The 15,189-nt window shown below is 57.9% G+C and carries 16 protein-coding genes and 1 pseudogene; 10 read left to right on the forward strand and 7 right to left on the reverse strand.

All coding sequences use genetic code 11. From position 1 onward, the window contains the following. Both AMR42_RS12215 and AMR42_RS12220 read left to right on the forward strand, forming a co-directional pair. On the forward strand, positions 1 to 915 hold a 915-nt coding region (locus AMR42_RS12215), incomplete at its 5' end, for an HAD-IC family P-type ATPase (protein WP_143473054.1). A 71-nt stretch (positions 916 to 986) separates the two neighbouring features. Next, entirely contained in the window at positions 987 to 1,421 is a 435-nt protein-coding gene (locus AMR42_RS12220; protein WP_099533819.1) for an FHA domain-containing protein, read from the forward strand. 458 nt (positions 1,422 to 1,879) lie between these two features. Here AMR42_RS12220 and AMR42_RS12225 read toward each other — a convergent pair whose 3' ends face one another. The 3 genes from AMR42_RS12225 to AMR42_RS12235 form a co-directional block, all read right to left on the reverse strand. Next, entirely contained in the window at positions 1,880 to 2,929 is a 1,050-nt protein-coding gene (locus tag AMR42_RS12225; protein WP_099533820.1) for a glucokinase, read from the reverse strand. Between the two features lie 355 nt (positions 2,930 to 3,284). Next, positions 3,285 to 4,361, reverse strand: a complete 1,077-nt coding sequence (gene bchI, locus AMR42_RS12230) for a magnesium chelatase ATPase subunit I (protein WP_099533822.1) — start codon at positions 4,359 to 4,361, stop codon at positions 3,285 to 3,287. A 46-nt stretch (positions 4,362 to 4,407) separates the two neighbouring features. Beyond that, on the reverse strand, positions 4,408 to 4,587 hold the full coding sequence (locus tag AMR42_RS12235) for a hypothetical protein (protein WP_099533823.1): 180 nt from the start codon (positions 4,585 to 4,587) through the stop codon (positions 4,408 to 4,410). Between AMR42_RS12235 and AMR42_RS12240 the strand changes: the two genes are divergently transcribed. The 4 genes from AMR42_RS12240 to AMR42_RS12255 all read left to right on the forward strand — a co-directional run bounded on the left by AMR42_RS12240 (position 4,577) and on the right by AMR42_RS12255 (position 7,842). Then, complete coding sequence (locus AMR42_RS12240; protein WP_143473055.1) at positions 4,577 to 5,599, forward strand: hypothetical protein; 1,023 nt, start codon at positions 4,577 to 4,579, stop codon at positions 5,597 to 5,599. The two genes, AMR42_RS12235 and AMR42_RS12240, sit on opposite strands and share 11 nt — an antisense overlap. A 295-nt stretch (positions 5,600 to 5,894) precedes the next feature. Then, on the forward strand, positions 5,895 to 6,140 hold the full coding sequence (locus tag AMR42_RS12245; RefSeq protein WP_099533826.1) for a DUF6761 family protein: 246 nt from the start codon (positions 5,895 to 5,897) through the stop codon (positions 6,138 to 6,140). Positions 6,141 to 6,761: 621 nt separating this feature from the next. After that, on the forward strand, positions 6,762 to 7,235 hold the full coding sequence (locus tag AMR42_RS12250) for an N-acetyltransferase (protein WP_099533828.1): 474 nt from the start codon (positions 6,762 to 6,764) through the stop codon (positions 7,233 to 7,235). Positions 7,236 to 7,329: 94 nt separating this feature from the next. Continuing rightward, positions 7,330 to 7,842, forward strand: coding sequence for an N-acetyltransferase family protein (locus tag AMR42_RS12255; protein ID WP_368670736.1), 513 nt, complete (start codon positions 7,330 to 7,332; stop codon positions 7,840 to 7,842). A 50-nt stretch (positions 7,843 to 7,892) separates the two neighbouring features. Here AMR42_RS12255 and AMR42_RS12260 read toward each other — a convergent pair whose 3' ends face one another. The 3 genes from AMR42_RS12260 to ebsA form a co-directional block, all read right to left on the reverse strand. After that, entirely contained in the window at positions 7,893 to 8,597 is a 705-nt protein-coding gene (locus AMR42_RS12260; protein WP_199291620.1) for a uracil-DNA glycosylase family protein, read from the reverse strand. A gap of 107 nt (positions 8,598 to 8,704) precedes the next feature. Next, the gene (locus AMR42_RS12265) at positions 8,705 to 9,781 is read right to left on the reverse strand and encodes a phosphotransacetylase family protein (RefSeq protein ID WP_099533829.1); all 1,077 of its coding nucleotides are present in this window, start codon (positions 9,779 to 9,781) and stop codon (positions 8,705 to 8,707) included. A 988-nt stretch (positions 9,782 to 10,769) separates the two neighbouring features. Further along, positions 10,770 to 11,144 carry a type IV pilus biogenesis protein EbsA gene (gene ebsA, locus AMR42_RS12270; protein ID WP_099533831.1) on the reverse strand — a complete coding sequence of 125 codons (375 nt, stop codon included), beginning with the start codon at positions 11,142 to 11,144 and terminating at the stop codon, positions 10,770 to 10,772. 30 nt (positions 11,145 to 11,174) lie between these two features. Here ebsA and AMR42_RS20500 point away from each other — a divergent pair, with 30 nt between their 5' ends. The 4 genes from AMR42_RS20500 to modB all read left to right on the forward strand — a co-directional run bounded on the left by AMR42_RS20500 (position 11,175) and on the right by modB (position 14,721). Further along, on the forward strand, positions 11,175 to 11,378 hold the full coding sequence (locus AMR42_RS20500) for a hypothetical protein (RefSeq protein WP_158234462.1): 204 nt from the start codon (positions 11,175 to 11,177) through the stop codon (positions 11,376 to 11,378). A gap of 100 nt (positions 11,379 to 11,478) precedes the next feature. After that, entirely contained in the window at positions 11,479 to 12,975 is a 1,497-nt protein-coding gene (locus AMR42_RS12275; protein ID WP_099533833.1) for a glycosyltransferase family 2 protein, read from the forward strand. 229 nt (positions 12,976 to 13,204) lie between these two features. Continuing rightward, positions 13,205 to 14,041 carry a molybdate ABC transporter substrate-binding protein gene (gene modA / locus AMR42_RS12280; protein WP_234406973.1) on the forward strand — a complete coding sequence of 279 codons (837 nt, stop codon included), beginning with the start codon at positions 13,205 to 13,207 and terminating at the stop codon, positions 14,039 to 14,041. Beyond that, positions 14,038 to 14,721 carry a molybdate ABC transporter permease subunit gene (modB, locus tag AMR42_RS12285; RefSeq protein WP_099533838.1) on the forward strand — a complete coding sequence of 228 codons (684 nt, stop codon included), beginning with the start codon at positions 14,038 to 14,040 and terminating at the stop codon, positions 14,719 to 14,721. Before modA ends, modB begins: the two co-directional genes overlap by 4 nt. On the opposite strand, the pseudogene AMR42_RS20505 reads toward modB, so the two are convergent. Continuing rightward, positions 14,693 to 15,189 (reverse strand): annotated as a pseudogene (locus AMR42_RS20505) (hypothetical protein); the annotation flags it as partial. The gene modB and the pseudogene AMR42_RS20505 overlap by 29 nt on opposite strands.

Below are 15,189 nucleotides of genomic sequence, written 5' to 3' on the forward strand. Positions count from 1 at the left end.
GACATGACGGGCGATCGCCTGGTGCAGTTGGCGGCGGCCGTGGAGCGGGGCACTCGCCACCCCCTGGCCCAAGCGATCGCCCAAGCGGCCGCTGCGCTACCCGCCCTCCCGGCCCAAGACTTCGTGACGGAACCGGGCCTGGGAGCCAAGGCCCAAGTGGCCGATCGCCCCGTTTGGGTTGGCAATCGGGCCTGGCTGGCTCAAGGGGGAATTCCCTTGCCGGAGTCGGTGGAATCGGCCTTGCAGCAGATGGCCAAGGCGGGGAAAACGCCAATTTTGGTGGCGGAGGGCGATCGACTGGTGGGGCTGTTGTCGGCCGCCGACGAGTTGCGACCCGATGCGATCGCCACCGTACAGCGGCTCCAGCAACTGGGGTTGGATATTCGGGTGTTGACGGGCGATCGGGCTGAGGTGGCCAACGCCCTAGCCGATCGGGTCGGTTTGCCCCGATCGGCCGTGGTTGCCGAGCTGCGACCCGACCAAAAAGCCCAAATCATCAGCCAATTGCCCCATCCGGCCATGGTGGGTGACGGCATCAACGACGCACCCGCCTTGGCTACTGCTCCCGTTGGCATTGCCCTGGGATCGGCCACCGATGCTGCCCTCGAAACTGCCGGTGTCATTTTGACGCGCGATCGACTGCTCGACCTGCCGAGCGCGATCATGCTCGGCCGCGCAACGTTCCGTAAAATTCGCCAAAACCTGTTATGGGCCATCGCGTACAATGCGATTGGCATTCCCCTCGCGGCGGGCCTTTGGTTACCCTCCGTTGGATTGGGGCTTAGTCCTGCCACTGCTGCCGCTCTGATGGCTTTCAGTTCTGTCAGTGTGGTGAGTAATTCCCTGCTCTTGCGTGTCAGCGCCCGATCGGCAGTTAGTGCGCTGCCTGAACAAAACCAGACATGTCAGAATTAGCCGTAACCGAGCTACGTCAAGAGTCTCCACACTTCGTGGAGCGCAGTTAATCCAGTCCGCATAATCAGCCCATGCCCGCAGAACCCAGGCAAAATCACCTCTTAATCGTTGAAGACGACAAGGGGAGACGGGAAGTCATTCTCGAAAATCCCGTCTACTCCATTGGACGCGATCCCAAGTGCGATGTCATCCTTGTTTCTCAATTTGTGTCGCGTCGGCACGCCACCCTCGTTCGTCTGTCCTATGACGACGGTACAGCCTATTACCGAATTGTCGATGGCAACCTCAAGGGCAAACCCAGTGCCAATGGGCTGCTAATTAACGGTCGTAAGCTGCAAGTCCACGATTTACAAAACGAGGACGAAATTGTCTTTGGGCCCCAGGTTCGGGCCATTTACTACACCCTCAAGCAAGATACGCTCTCGATCGGGCCGCCGGACGAGTTTGATATCACCTTGATTAGCCCCAACATGGTGGGCGACCCGGAAGACACGGATGATGATTAACCCTTGTGTTAATCAGAACCCATAGGAGACTCCAGAATCTGAGCGTTTGAAGATGCTGTTGTTTAATCAATCATCCCTCAAGGCTTCTGGAGTCATGTTTAAGCATTATCCTATGCGCTTTCCTATCGTTTTCGGCATTGATTGAATCGGCACTGATTGATTCAGCACTGATTAGACTCAGCACTGATTAGACTCAGCACTGATTAGACTCAGCACTGATTGATTCAGCATTTACGAAGCATCTACTGAAAAAGTTTCTGAAAAGCTAAAACCGAGCCTGAGCCAGCCGCTGTCACTGACCAAGTTCATTGAGAATCTTAGGAAAGTTGCAGGTCTTGGCCCCGTTTCGGTTTTGGCTTTTCTTAGTTTTGGCTTTTTAAGCTGTGGGTTCATGAATGCGCGGACAATGCGCGGGTGAATTGTCCTGTGAATGAATCGATCAATGAATCGATCGCGCCCTAGCCCAATTGAGCCGCGCACACCGCCGCTCCCAGCAGCCCCACTTGAGGATTCAAGACTACCGAAACGGGCACATTCTCTAACAGCTCGCTTACCCGGCCCTTGCTGCCAAAGTGAAATAGAAACTGTCCCCGATCGAGCAAGGGCAAAATCTTGGCGGCAATGCCTCCGGCCACATATAGCCCGCCGTAGGGCAAGAGCTTCAGGGCCAAGTTGCCCGCCTCGGCTCCATAGGCCGCCACAAACAGGTTCATGGCCTGTTCGCAGAGTGCATCGGACTCTTCCAAGGCAGCACGGGCAATGATTGCACCGGGATCGATGCTCTTTTCGCTGCGGCCCATTTCCTGTTCCCAGGTGCGGATGGCTTGGGCGACGGTGCTGTTTTCGTGGCCCGTTTGTCGATCTCGCAAAAATTGATAGATGCCGACAATCCCTTGACCGGAAACAATTCGCTCCACGGAGACCCGATCGATCTGATATCGCTCCTGCAAATAGTTGTGTAGCTCCCATTCCAGGGCTGATCGGGGTGCAAAGTCTGTGTGACCGCCCTCGGTGCTGAACGCTCGGTAGCGGCCCGGCTCGCCCGTTGGAATCAAAAATCCTTCGCCCAAGCCAGTGCCCGCCCCCAAGATCCCGATCGGGGCCAGGGGATCGGCCTTGGCCGGCTGCAACACTTTCAAATCCACCGCTTCCAGCACCGGGATGCCATAGCCGACGGCGGCAAAGTCGTTGATCAGTTCCACATGGGGAATCTCGAGGGCTTGGATTAGGCGATCGACCTCCAGGAACCAGCCCAGGTTGGTGAGTCGTGATGTGCCGTGGGCCACGGGCCCCGCAATCCCAAAACAGGCGCGATCGGGTCGGCGATTTAGCCCGGAAGCCCCCAAAAAGGTTTCCACCATTGGCACCAAGTCGGTGAAGTCCCGGCTGGCGTATTGGGCTTCATACAGGGGTTGCAACTCCACCGCCTGGGGGGTGCGGCTGTCGGTTTCCACCAACCGCAGAATCGTTTTGGTTCCGCCCACATCACCGGCCAACAGCAGCGCCACGGTTTCGCCTCCCGTTCTCAGATTGCTAGAGCTTCAGCAGGCCAAGGAACTCTGGCCCGCCCACAAGTCAATGATCTCAACGATCCCAACCCAATCACACCCTCATCCGTCCGACCGGGACACAGCACCCCATTCCGTAGGGGCGCAATGCTTGCCATGTGCTTCAACTTAACGGTTAGCTTGTTCAAAATCATCCCAATCAGGGTCGATTGAAACCCGTCAACCCTGTAGGGGCGTACGGCTGTACGCCCCTACCCGGATTTTCTCGGTCTTAAGTTGAAGCCAATGAACGCTTGCGCCCCCCGATGCTCATGCTTGCGATCTCGATCGCCTGCACCCCAGCCGATCGAGTTGACTAATTTTGCTCGAAGGGTAAGCCAAAGACCGAGCAGAACGTTTTCTCAACCTTATAGCCCGAGTCGATCGTCTCCAGCGGATCCTTCCGCAGCCGGTGACGCAAGCAGAGCACAATTACCCGGCGGATGTCATCGACGGTTACTTGGGTGCGACCTTCGAGGGCGGCGATCGCCTTGGCGGCCCGGTTGGTCACGATGTCGCCCCGCAATCCGTCCACATCCAGCTCAGAACAAACCTGGGAAATTTGCACCCGCAAATCGTAGTCCAGCTCCACCGAGGGCAGCAGGTTCCGGGCGTTCACCAGCTTGGCTTGCAGGGCTTGCTGTTCCGTTTGGCAACGATCGAGGTAGCTTTGGGGGCTGCTGTCAAAGGCCGATCGCTCTTCCACAATTTGCACCCGCAGGTTCGGCTCCTTCACGGTGCGAATTTCCGCGTGCATCCCGAACCGATCGAGCAGTTGGGGCCGCAGTTCCCCTTCTTCCGGGTTGCCGGAACCCACCAACACAAATCGCGCCGGGTGGCGAATCGAAATCCCTTCGCGTTCCACCGTGTTCCAGCCCGAGGCCGCCGAATCCAGCAGCACATCAACCAAGTGGTCATCGAGCAGGTTCACTTCATCCACGTAAAGGATGCCGCGATTGGCCTTGGCCAACAGGCCCGGTTCAAAGGCTTTCACCCCTTCGGCCAGGGCTTTTTCAATGTCGATCGTGCCGCAAACGCGGTCTTCGGTGGCTCCCAAGGGCAGGTCAACCATTTGCACCTTGCGCTGCACCACGGGCAAGGACTGACCCGCCAACGCCCGATCGCGCACCTCGTCGCTCATCAATTCCGGGTCGCGGGGGTCGCTGTTGAAGGGGTCGCCGTCCACCACATCGATTTCCGGGAGCAAGTCGGCCAGGGCGCGAATCGTGGTGGATTTGCCCGTGCCCCGATCGCCAACGATCAACACACCCCCAATCTTGGGGTCAATGACGTTGAGCATCAACGCCAACTTCATTTCTTCTTGACCGACGATCGCCGTGAAGGGAAACACGGGCCGGCGGCGGGTTTCGGAACTGACAACGGTTGCGGTCACGGGCGTTTCAGGTAAGGTCGATTTTGAAGGGTTGGATCTTATGGGATCAAAATTGGGCGGGCCCTTGCGGCCGGCCGTCTTTCATTTTGCCATAGGGGTTGCGCTCCCAACGGGCGATCGGCCCGTTGGGGGAGGCTGATACCATGGACTGGTAACTTTTCAAAAATTTCGGCAAGGGCTGGGCTGTGGCTGCAACTTCATCTCCTTGGGTCTCGGTGGCACGCATGGTGGAAGAGCTGCTCTACTCAACTCGCCACCGGGCCACCCTAGGCCCGGCGGCACGGGGCCCGGCGGCCCGACGGGGGCGATCGTCGCGCCCGGCCGGCTCGCCGCTGAATTCTCAACCCAGTCGCCCCCAGCCGGCCCGGCGCGATTCGCTGGATGATCCTTGGGCCGATGACCCCGATCGCTACGTGGATGAATATGCGAATCGATATGTTGATCGTGTCGACGATCATGTTGATCGCCCCGTAGACCAGTCTGGCGATCGATCCCTCAATCGCCGGCCACGCCCCAGCCACCATCCCCGTAAAACACGCCTCCGCCATCGCTACGCGGCCCGATCGATCATCACCCGGCGTTGGTTACCTTGGGTTGCCGGTGGCAGCCTGCTCCTGCTGTCGGATTGGCAGCTAGGATCCGCCGCTGCGGCCGGTGGAGCCGTGGTTTGGCTGGTCTACCGCACCGAGCCGCGCCATTGGCAAGCCCTCGATCGACAGATTCAAGGTTGGTTGCGAGAACTGAACCGGGGCGAAAACGGCAAGCTGACCCTGGCCCTGGTGGGCGGTGGTGCAGCCATGCTGAGTACCTATGTGGCCGCGGCCGTCTTGGGAGAATCGACCGGCTGGTTGGGGGCGGCTACGGTGCTTCAAGGGTTTGGAACCCTGGGCGCATTGGCCCTGCTGGTGCGCCACTGGTTCGGCCAACCCACGATCGAGCACGATCGTCTCTTCCATCGGGCGATCGAGCGATTGAGCGATCGCGATCCCCTTTCCCAACTGGCCGCTGCCCGCCAACTGGGCCATCTGGCCGATCGGGGGCACTTGGATGCCACCCAAACCCGCACCGCCGCCGACTGTGTGCGGTTGCTGTTGCAACAGGGGTGCGATCGCCCCGTCCATGAAGCCGCTTGGGATACCTTGGCCGTGCTGGAACCGGTGGGCGCAGAACCCGGAGCCGCCCGATCGGGACGATCAACCCAACCCGTTTTGGTGCGCTTGCCTCGGGTCACGGTTTGATCGCGCCAACCCTAATTCCCAGCGACCAAACTGATGGGATCGGGGTGGAAGTTTCCCGGGTGTAACAGCGAATTCTTGAGAAAACTAGAAAATTTGAGAAAATTGCACCTGGTTCGTGTTTAAGGTTTCATGGGCTACCGTTTCCTGAAGATCGCGGCCAGCCCACATTGGCAGTCGATCGCAACCAGTTAAGATAGAAATACCAACTTCCATCGGGGTCACCTTCAATCGCGTTGCCAGGGTGCAACAAGCGCACGCGATTCCCGAGTTCTAAGCCTTGCACCAAAGGAGGCCTATGCTTCAAGACCCTAGAGCCGTCCGCCACTTTCAAAAAATCGCCGATACGATCGCTGAACTGTGGAATCGGGGCTACCGCTTTGACGATATGCGGATGTACCTTGACGGTTACTTGGCAGCCCTGCGTTATACCGAGTCCTTGGAAGCGTTTTCGATTAATCGTCTCGAAGAGGAAGCCACCCGCTATCTCTACGACCCATCCAACTACGACATGGTGCAACCTCAGCCAGATTTGGTTGAATAGCGCCGCTGACCGCGCTCCAATGTCCACAATCCAATGTTTTGACGATTTGATGGGTGATTTGGTCAGTGATTGGATTGTTGCAGTCACGTTCTCAGGAGATTGTTCCTAATCACGTTGCTGGCATCATATTCCCCTCAAATCTTTTGCAACTTCCCTTTTGCAACTTCTCTCAATCGATTGTCAGTCAAATTAGGTGTTCAAATTCACTTTTTCATCTCTTGTTGACTCGAGAACTCGATAACCCAAGTCATTGGGTTCATAGAAATAAGCGTGCTGCTTTCGTAGTCAAGTGATGTTTCAGCCCATGGGACTGAAATCAGGTTGGCTCAAGAATCTGGAGTAACAAGTTTCTCCTTGTCCTTGCTCTAGCATGATGTTTTTAAAGATTGGTAGACTGATTGGGGCATCCTATGCAAAATGGGAATCCTGGTCAGTTTTTTTGTGGGCTGAATGAAAATTTGGTGAGTCCAGCTAGCTGCTTGTTTATGAAGTGGCTAACCGTTGGATTTTGATGGCCAAATTTTGATGATTTGACTTTGATGGCTTGATTTTGATTGCTAAATTTTGATGGCTTGATTGGGGTGGTTTGATTTGGGTGGCTTAAGCAGGAAGACAAAGCGCATGGATGTGGTGACCTTAAAACCAGCCCGATCGCCCGATCGGGATTTGGTGCTGCCCTTAATTAGTCAGCTTTATGAGCATGAGTCCATTGAATTTGCGCTCGATCGGGTGGGGCCCGCGCTCGATCGGCTCCTGGCCCAACCGGATTGGGGCACGGTGCTTTTGATTCAGCCGGAAAGTGATCCCCAGCCCGATCGCCCCTCCATTGCCGGTTATGCCTTGTTGGCCTACCTTTACAGCCTCGAATTTGGCGGGATGGTGGCGCTGCTCGATGAGTTGTGGATTAGCGAGGCCTGGCGCGGTCAAGGGTTGGGGCGCAAAACCATGACGGCGATCGAGCAGTTCTGTGGCGATCGCGGGCTGGTGGCCCTGCGGTTGGAAGTGGGCAAAACGAACACAGTTGCTCGATCGCTCTATCAATCCTTGGGGTTCCAGGATCTCGATCGCGACTTTTGGACCAAGCGCCTCGGCTGAGGGCCGGTCTGCTTTTAAACTGCCGCACCATCCCTAGCCACTGTTGATTCGCCCTGTTGATTCGCCCTGTTGATTCGCCCTGTGATTTAGCCCTGTGATTTCCATCGAAAATCCCCAACCGGCCACCGTCCAGATCCGATCGGCCCAGCCTGCGGATGTGGCGGCCCTCTTTCACCTGATTGAAGCCCTGGCCGCCTACGAAAAACTCAGCCACCAGGTCACCGGTTCCCCGGAAGCCCTGCGATCGCACCTGTTTGGCGATCGGCCCTTTGCCGAAGCCCTGGTGGCCGAAGCCCAGCCCACAGCGGGCGGCGCGGCCAGCATCGTCGGAATGGCGCTGTTTTTCTATAACTATTCAACTTTTCTGACCCGGCCGGGCTTGTATCTCGAAGATCTGTTTGTGTTGCCGGCCTATCGGGGCCAGGGTTTGGGCAAAGGACTCTTGCAAGCGGTGATCGATCGGGCCAAATCGCAACAGTGCGGGCGGGTGGAGTGGAGCGTGCTGGACTGGAATGCTCCGGCGATCGCGTTTTATGAGCACATGGGCGCAACGGTGTTGCCCGACTGGCGAATTTGTCGGGTGCTGTTGCCTGAAGCGATCACCTGACAATCTGCTCACCAGCTCGCCCCGGCAAATTGTCTCGAGCGATCGGCCAATTAGTCCTGAATCTCAATGGGCGATCGACCCAAAAATTCATCCAGCTTGGCCCGCACCACCTGGATGTCTTGCCACATCAACCATTTGGGGCTGCCCTTCTCTCGCGACTGATTTCGCAACAGGTAAGCGGGATGGAAGATGGGCATACAAAGCCGCCCTTCCCATTCCAGCCACTGGCCCCGAATTTTGGTGATGCCATCCTTGCGACCGGTCACGCCGCGCACCGCCGTGGCTCCGGTCAGCAAGATAATTTTCGGATCCACTAACCGAATCTGCTCCATCAGGTAGGGCCGGCAGGCCGCCGCTTCCTCGGGGGTGGGGGTGCGGTTGCCGGGCGGCCGACAGCGCACCACGTTGCAGATATAGACTTCCGTGGCCAGGTCAATGCGCACGGATTCCAGGATTTTTTCGAGCAACTGTCCCGATCGCCCCACAAAGGGCAACCCGGTTTCGTCCTCCGTTTGGCCCGGCCCTTCACCAATGATCATGATCGGGGCCGTGGGCAATCCGCGACCGACCACCACATTGGTGCGACCGCCAGCCAGCTCGCAACGTTGGCATTGGCGGCAATGGGCAAACAGCGCTTCAAGGCTGTTGTAGGTTCCCGGCGGAATGGGTTGCCGACCGTCTAGGGGAATCCGTTCGAGGTCGATCGCGGGCGGAGGTGGGGGGGCCGGCGGTGCAATGCCCCCAAAATCGAACAGACTAATTTGCTCGCTCACGGGATCAGTGGCGGACACGATCAAACAACTTCCTTTTTCTTCCGGTGGCTAGAGTCCGGTGGCAACCCGTTTTTGTTGGTCGGGCTGACCTAGACGGCAGCGGGTTCCATTCCCAGGCGGGCCAGCAGTCGATCGAGATCGAAATGCTCACCCATCAAGTGGCGGATGCATTGAATTTTAATCGGTTCCTGCAAACGCACTTGCCCAAAGGCCCGATCGACAATTTCCACCGTGGTCAACGTGTCCAGATCCACCGTCAGCACCGGAACTTCCAACTCTTCGGCGCGGGCGATGATTGTCGGATCCGGCGGCACTTGCCCCGTCAGAATCAAGCAATGGGTTGAGGTTTCCAAGGCTGCAAACTGAATATCTGCCCGATCGCCCCCGGTCACCACGGCCATGTTGTTGCCCTTGCGGAAATACTTGAGGGCCGAATTCACGTTCATGGCCCCGATCTTCAGGTCTTCCACCATCAGTTCCAAGCGATCGCGGCAACAGAGCACTTCCGCATCCAGTTGGCGCACCAGTTCACCCACGCTGACACTCCGCAGCAGGGAGTTGCGCGGCAGCAGTCCCAAAACGGGAATGCCTTGGGACTCCAAAAATGGCCGCGCCACACCGTTCACCGCGTCCAGTTCCTTGGCAGGCAAACGGTTCAGCACCACGCCCGCCAGCCGATCGCCCAGCAGCTCCCGAGCGGCCATCAGCCGATCGACCGTCAGGGTGGGTTCATAGGAACAAACCAGCAACACGGATGCATCCAGCGTCCGCGCCGCTTGGGCCATGGATAGTTCAAACAAACTGCCCTCTTGCAAGGAGGCGGGCCCCTCCATCAGCACCAACTCAGCGCTGGTGTTGCCATAATCCTCCAGCAGGGCGCTGTAGTTGGTGGGGTCTTCCCCTTGCAACCGCTTGAGCACCGCATCGGAGGTTAGTTGTACCAGCGTCGGCAGCAGTCGATCGCTCGGGAGGTTTAATGTCTCGCGGATCAGCCGCACATCCGCATCTTCGCCATCCGTGGCCGTCATCAGGCCACCGAGCGGCTTCCCGTAACCGATCTTGATGTCCTTGGTGGCCAACAGATGAGCCAGCCCTAGCAATACCGCTGATTTGCCGCTGTACTCTTCCGTAGAACCGACGATCAAATGCCTGGGACGAAACGGCACGCTAAAACTCCTGTGTTGTGCAACAAACTGGGGCGAAATGAACCGTCTGCGGTTGGGGGAAATCGGTTGAAATCGGGGAACCGTGGCTCGATCGAAGGGCGATCGAAAAGGTTAGCGATCGTTGGCAGAACCGGCGGGGGTCTCTCGCTGCGTCACAGACCCGTTCAACAGATCCATCGGCCTTTGCGAGGGGGAAACTCCGCAACCCAGAACCGTGGGCGGTCTTCAGTATTCAGAACGTGATTCAGAGCGTGAATTGACTTTCAGATGTCGTCAGATTTGAGGGGCGATTTTCAGGTGCGATCGACCCATCAAATCTGGAGGGATACCAGACATAGCAATCCTGTTAATGCAATTAAATCATTAATGTGTATTGCAGCGATTGCAACTGTCCATTACACCTGGTATGGAAGGGTAACGATTGTAACAAGTTGTTAGGGATTGTTTCCGCAGTTTTGCGCCCTGAGTCCGGGTGGGCTGAGGTGTTTGGGGATCGCTCTGCCGGGTCTGAGAATGGGCTTGGAAACCGACGGCCGGCCGCCGATGTGACCCGATCGCCCCTCTAGGGTTAATCATTCCCAAAATTTCCCGCCCATGGGCAGCTCCAAAGCGACCCAATTCAGGGTTTCCCGAACGATTTGGCGGACGATGGGGCTAAAGGGGGCATTATGCGATCGTTTCCTAACATTACCAAAAAAATAATGCCCGATTTAATGCCTGATTTCGGCTGAATGCCGAACTTACTGTTGAGCCTGATGCGGGATTTGGTGCTGGAATTTGGTGCTGGAATTTGATTTCGGTCTGATTTTGATTTGGCCAAAGCCTGATCGGGTTTCGCTGGTCAGAGGCTGAAGAGTGGATCTAACCAGCGATCGCCCCAATCTAAGGGCTAATCCAAGGCCCGATCTAAGGGCCAAACCGAATCTAAGGGCCAAACCGAAGGGCCCAGCGAGGGCCGATCGGGAGGAATATTTTAGCTCGCTTGATCCTATTCCAAATGGCTCAGAAGCTTGCGATAAAAGGCCTTTGAAAAATCCGTCACCCGCGTTTTTTTATAGTCAATTAACACATCAATTAGAAAGCTAATAAATTCAAAATTAGCCATGGACACTTCGTAGCTTAATTCTGCATTGCCATCAAACTGAATTCGACAGCGGGTTAGGTCGGCCGGCAGGGTGGAAACACGCCAGGTGGCCACAAAGGGAATATCGTCGCCGCCTTCAATGCGACGTTTACCTTCGATCGATCCCTTTTGGTATAGCCCGATCGCAAAGGGCAACACGTTGCGTTTTGCGCCCTGATAGTAGGGCAGATAAACGCCAACGGCTCCCTTAGCAGCCGGTTCTAGTTTGTCCAACGACATGTGGCGTGGCCTCCTGTGGCCCGTGAGAGGATGACGAGACGATGGGGGGTGGTGACAGTATTGGGGCGATCGCGCCGTGGCCGTCAACCATCGGCAATTGCCGTATTTGCCATTATTGCCAAGCCAGACCCCTTCAACAAGGGGCGTTGGGGTCTCAAGAACTCCTCAAAAACTCCTCAAGAATGTCGTAAGAATACCGTTGATTCACCGGGCCCAAACTGCACCAATTGGTAGGATGGATCGCTTGCGTGATTTGGCCGCAAGCGGTCTAATGCTAGGGAAGATTGCCGTTGATTAACCCCAACTCATTACTTGCACCATCTTCCTGAATCATATGACGGAACCACTTCTTGACCGGGATGCTCTCGATCGAACCACGGCGGAATCGGGCGACCAGTGGGATTGGAGCGGTGGCCTCGAAGGGCGGCGGCGCAAGGCGGCCACCGCTCTCTTCGCCCTCTGGTCCACGGTGGTGATGTTGCACTATGCGGCTTGGGGGCCGGCCTTTGTGTGGGTGGTGACGGTGTTGGCGGGGGCCTATGTGCTGCGGGTGATGGCGGCTCCCCAGGCGGCGGTGACCGCGCGATCGACCGACCAACGCGCGACGATCGCCCCAGATCTTTCCCGATCGCCGGTTGCTTGGGCGGCGGATGCTTGGCCTTCGGTGGCGGTGTTGGTGTCAGCCAAGGATGAGGAAGCGGTGATTGGGGCGCTGGTGAAACGCCTCTGCGCGATCGACTATCCAGCCGATCGCTACGAAGTTTGGATTATTGACGACGGCAGCAGCGATCGCACGCCCCAGGTGTTGCAACAACTGCAAACGGTTTATCCGCAATTACGCGTTTTGCGGCGGCCGCCGGGGGCCGGGGGCGGCAAGTCCGGCGCGTTGAATGCGGCCGTGGCCCAGGCTCGGGGCGAAATTCTGGTGGTGTTTGACGCGGATGCTCAAATGCAGCCGGATCTATTGCGGCAGGTGGTTCCAGTTTTTGCCCGATCGAGCGTTGGCGCAGTGCAGTTGCGCAAGGCGATTGTGCAAGCGGAAGCCCTTGATGTTCATCCCGATCGCGACAACTTTTGGATTCGAGGTCAGCAGGCAGAAATGGCCCTCGACAGCCACCTCCAAGGACAACGGGCCCGCTTGGGTGGCGTGGGTGAGCTGCGGGGCAATGGTGAATTTATTCGGCGTGCTGCCCTCGAACAATGCGGCGGATTCAACGAAGCCACCATTACCGACGACTTGGATTTGGCCGTGCGGCTGCACCTGAACGGTTGGGATATTGAATGCTTAATGTTCCCGGCGGTTTTGGAAGAAGGTGTGACCCGCCTCAAGGCCCTGTGGCATCAGCGGAACCGCTGGGCCGAAGGGGGCTACCAACGCTATCTCGACTATTGGCGGGCGATCGCCGGGAATCGCGGTGGAGCCGCCAAAACCTTGGATTTAGCCGTGTTTTTGCTATTCCAATACCTCGTTCCCCAAATGATTGTGGCTGACTGGGTTGTGGCCGGCATTCGGGGCGATGGGCCCGTGCTGACTCCGCTGGCTACGGCGGGGCTGTTGCTCTCGGCCTTGGGGATGGTTTTGGGGTTGCGATTGGTGGCGGCGGGCACCGAATCTCCCACCCATTGGGGCGATCGCCTGGTCAGTTGGTTGCGCACCCTCAGCAAAACCGCCTTGGGTTTGGTGTATATGCTGCACTGGTTCCCCGTCATTGCCAGCATGGGTTTGCGGATTGCGGTGCGGCCCAAGCAGTTGAAATGGGTGAAAACGGCCCACGCCGGTTCCGGGGAACTGGCGATCGAGCTAGATGATCTCGACTCCGACCATTCCTAGGCAGCGCAGCAGTCTGAATTCATTGGGGCAACGTTGCGGAATCAGTCGCCATAACAAGGGGCTTAAGCCCCTTGCTGCCTAACGGTCTGGGAAGAGCCGCCATTGGAATTGACTGATGAATTAACCGATGAGTTGACCGATCAAAATTAAGCTTGCCTTGCGACTGTTCAGCACATCAAAAAGCACATCTAAAAGAGGGCATATGCTGGCAAATTGGCGCTTTTGGGTCATGGGTTTGATGGTGGGAATGGTGGCGGGATGTCGTGTGGGCTGGAACGGCTCCAATGGCCAAGCAAAACCCCAACAAACCCTGACCGTTTCTGCGGCCGCCAGCTTGCAACCCGCCCTCACCACCCTGCAAGCGGAATATCGCCTGGTGGAACCCACGGTGCAGTTAAGCCTCAATTTCGGTTCCTCCGGCGCGCTCAAGCAGCAAATTTTGCAAGGGGCCCCGGTGGATCTGTTCATTTCAGCCGATGCCAAAACCATGGCGGAGTTGGCGGGGGCGGGCCTGGTCGATCCGGCAACCCAGCGAGATCTGCTCTCCAATGAGTTGGTTTTGGTGGCCCGGCCCGGGGTTCCCCTGCGCAAGTGGCAAGACTTGGCTCGGCCGGAGGTGAAATTTTTGGCGATCGGGGATCCGGAACGAGTGCCGGTCGGTCGTTATGCCCGCGCCACGTTGGTGTCTTTGGATCTTTGGAAAGCCGTGCAACCGAAGTTGGTTTTGGGCCAGGATGTCAGGCAGGTTTTGACAGCGGTGGTGACCGGCAATGCGGATGCGGGGGTGGTGTATGCCTCCGATGTGCGTCGATCAACTGAGTCGCCACTGGGTTTGGTGTTGGTGGGAGATGCGCCGCCGGGATCCCATCCGCCCATCATCTACCCGATCGCGGTGATGGCCAAAACGCGCCAACCGGCCGCCGCTCGCCAATTTGCTGACTGGTTGGGGAAACCCACCGCCCGATCGATCTTTGTCCGCTATGGGTTTGTGCCCCTGAGTTTTGGGAGTTCCTCACCCTTGCCGCATCCGGTGGCGGCCCCTGAGCGATCGCCCGCCCACTCATGACCAGCCTTGCCAGTGGGGTGACCCAGTGGGATTGGTCGCCTTGGAGTTTGTCCGTGGGGGCGGCCCTGTGGGCCACGGGGTTGGCCGTGAGCTTGGGCTTGCTGATTGCCTGGGCGATGCTGTCCTGTCGGGAACCCTGGCGCAGTGCGATCGATACGGTGTTGGTGTTGCCGCTGGTGTTGCCGCCAACGGTGGTGGGGTTTGGGCTGTTGGTGTTGTTGGGTCGTCAGGGGCCGATCGGGTTGGCTCTGGAATCGATCGGGGTGTCGGTGGTGTTTTCGCCCCTGGGCACGGTGGTGGCGGCCACGGTGGTGGCCTTTCCCTTGGCCTATCGCACCTTGCTTTCCACCTTTGAGCAATTGGATCCCGACCTGTTGCGGGCGGCCCGCACCTTGGGCCTGAATGGTTGGCAAATTTTTTGGCGGGTGCGGTTGCCCTTGGCGCGATCGGGCTTGGTGGCGGCGGCCTTGCTCACCTTCGCGCGATCGCTCGGAGAATTTGGGGCCACGGTGATGTTAGCGGGCAACATTCCCGGCCGCACCCAAACGATTCCCAGTGCCATTTTTGCCGCCGTGGAAGCGGGTGACTGGCCCCGGGCCCAACTGTGGGTGTGGGTATCGATCGCGATGGCCCTGCTGGCAATTGTGGGGCTTAATCAAGCGGCCCGTCGCCCTTGGTAGGGGGATTGTTGGGTTCTGAATTCGTTACAGAATGGGTTGCAGAATTCGCTGATTTGATCGGTTCGATGAACTCAATCGGCTCGATCGGCTCGATCGGCCCCGTCGCTGCGGGTGACCAGATTAACCAACCCGCCGCCACCGCAAAGGAACCCGCCGCCTGACCAGGATGCAGCGGCAACCCCGTAGCACTCAACAGGGCATTGACAGCCGCAAAACCACCGAAAAAGCACCCAATTCCCAATCCCACGCGATCGGGCATCAGGTCGATCGCCAGCGGAATGCCCCCATTGAATAGCCCCGCCCAGGCCACCATCATCACCAACGCCAGCGGCCAAGTGATGATTCCCAATTGCGTCAGCGTCAGCATTGGCAGCCCCATCCCCAAGGCGATTGCCCCCGCCAACATCACCGATCGATTGCCCCACCGGCCCGCCAACAGCCCCATCACCAACGCCCCGATCGCCACCG

Source organism: Limnothrix sp. PR1529 (genome assembly GCF_002742025.1).
In the GTDB taxonomy this organism is placed as follows: Bacteria; Cyanobacteriota; Cyanobacteriia; order CACIAM-69d; family CACIAM-69d; genus CACIAM-69d.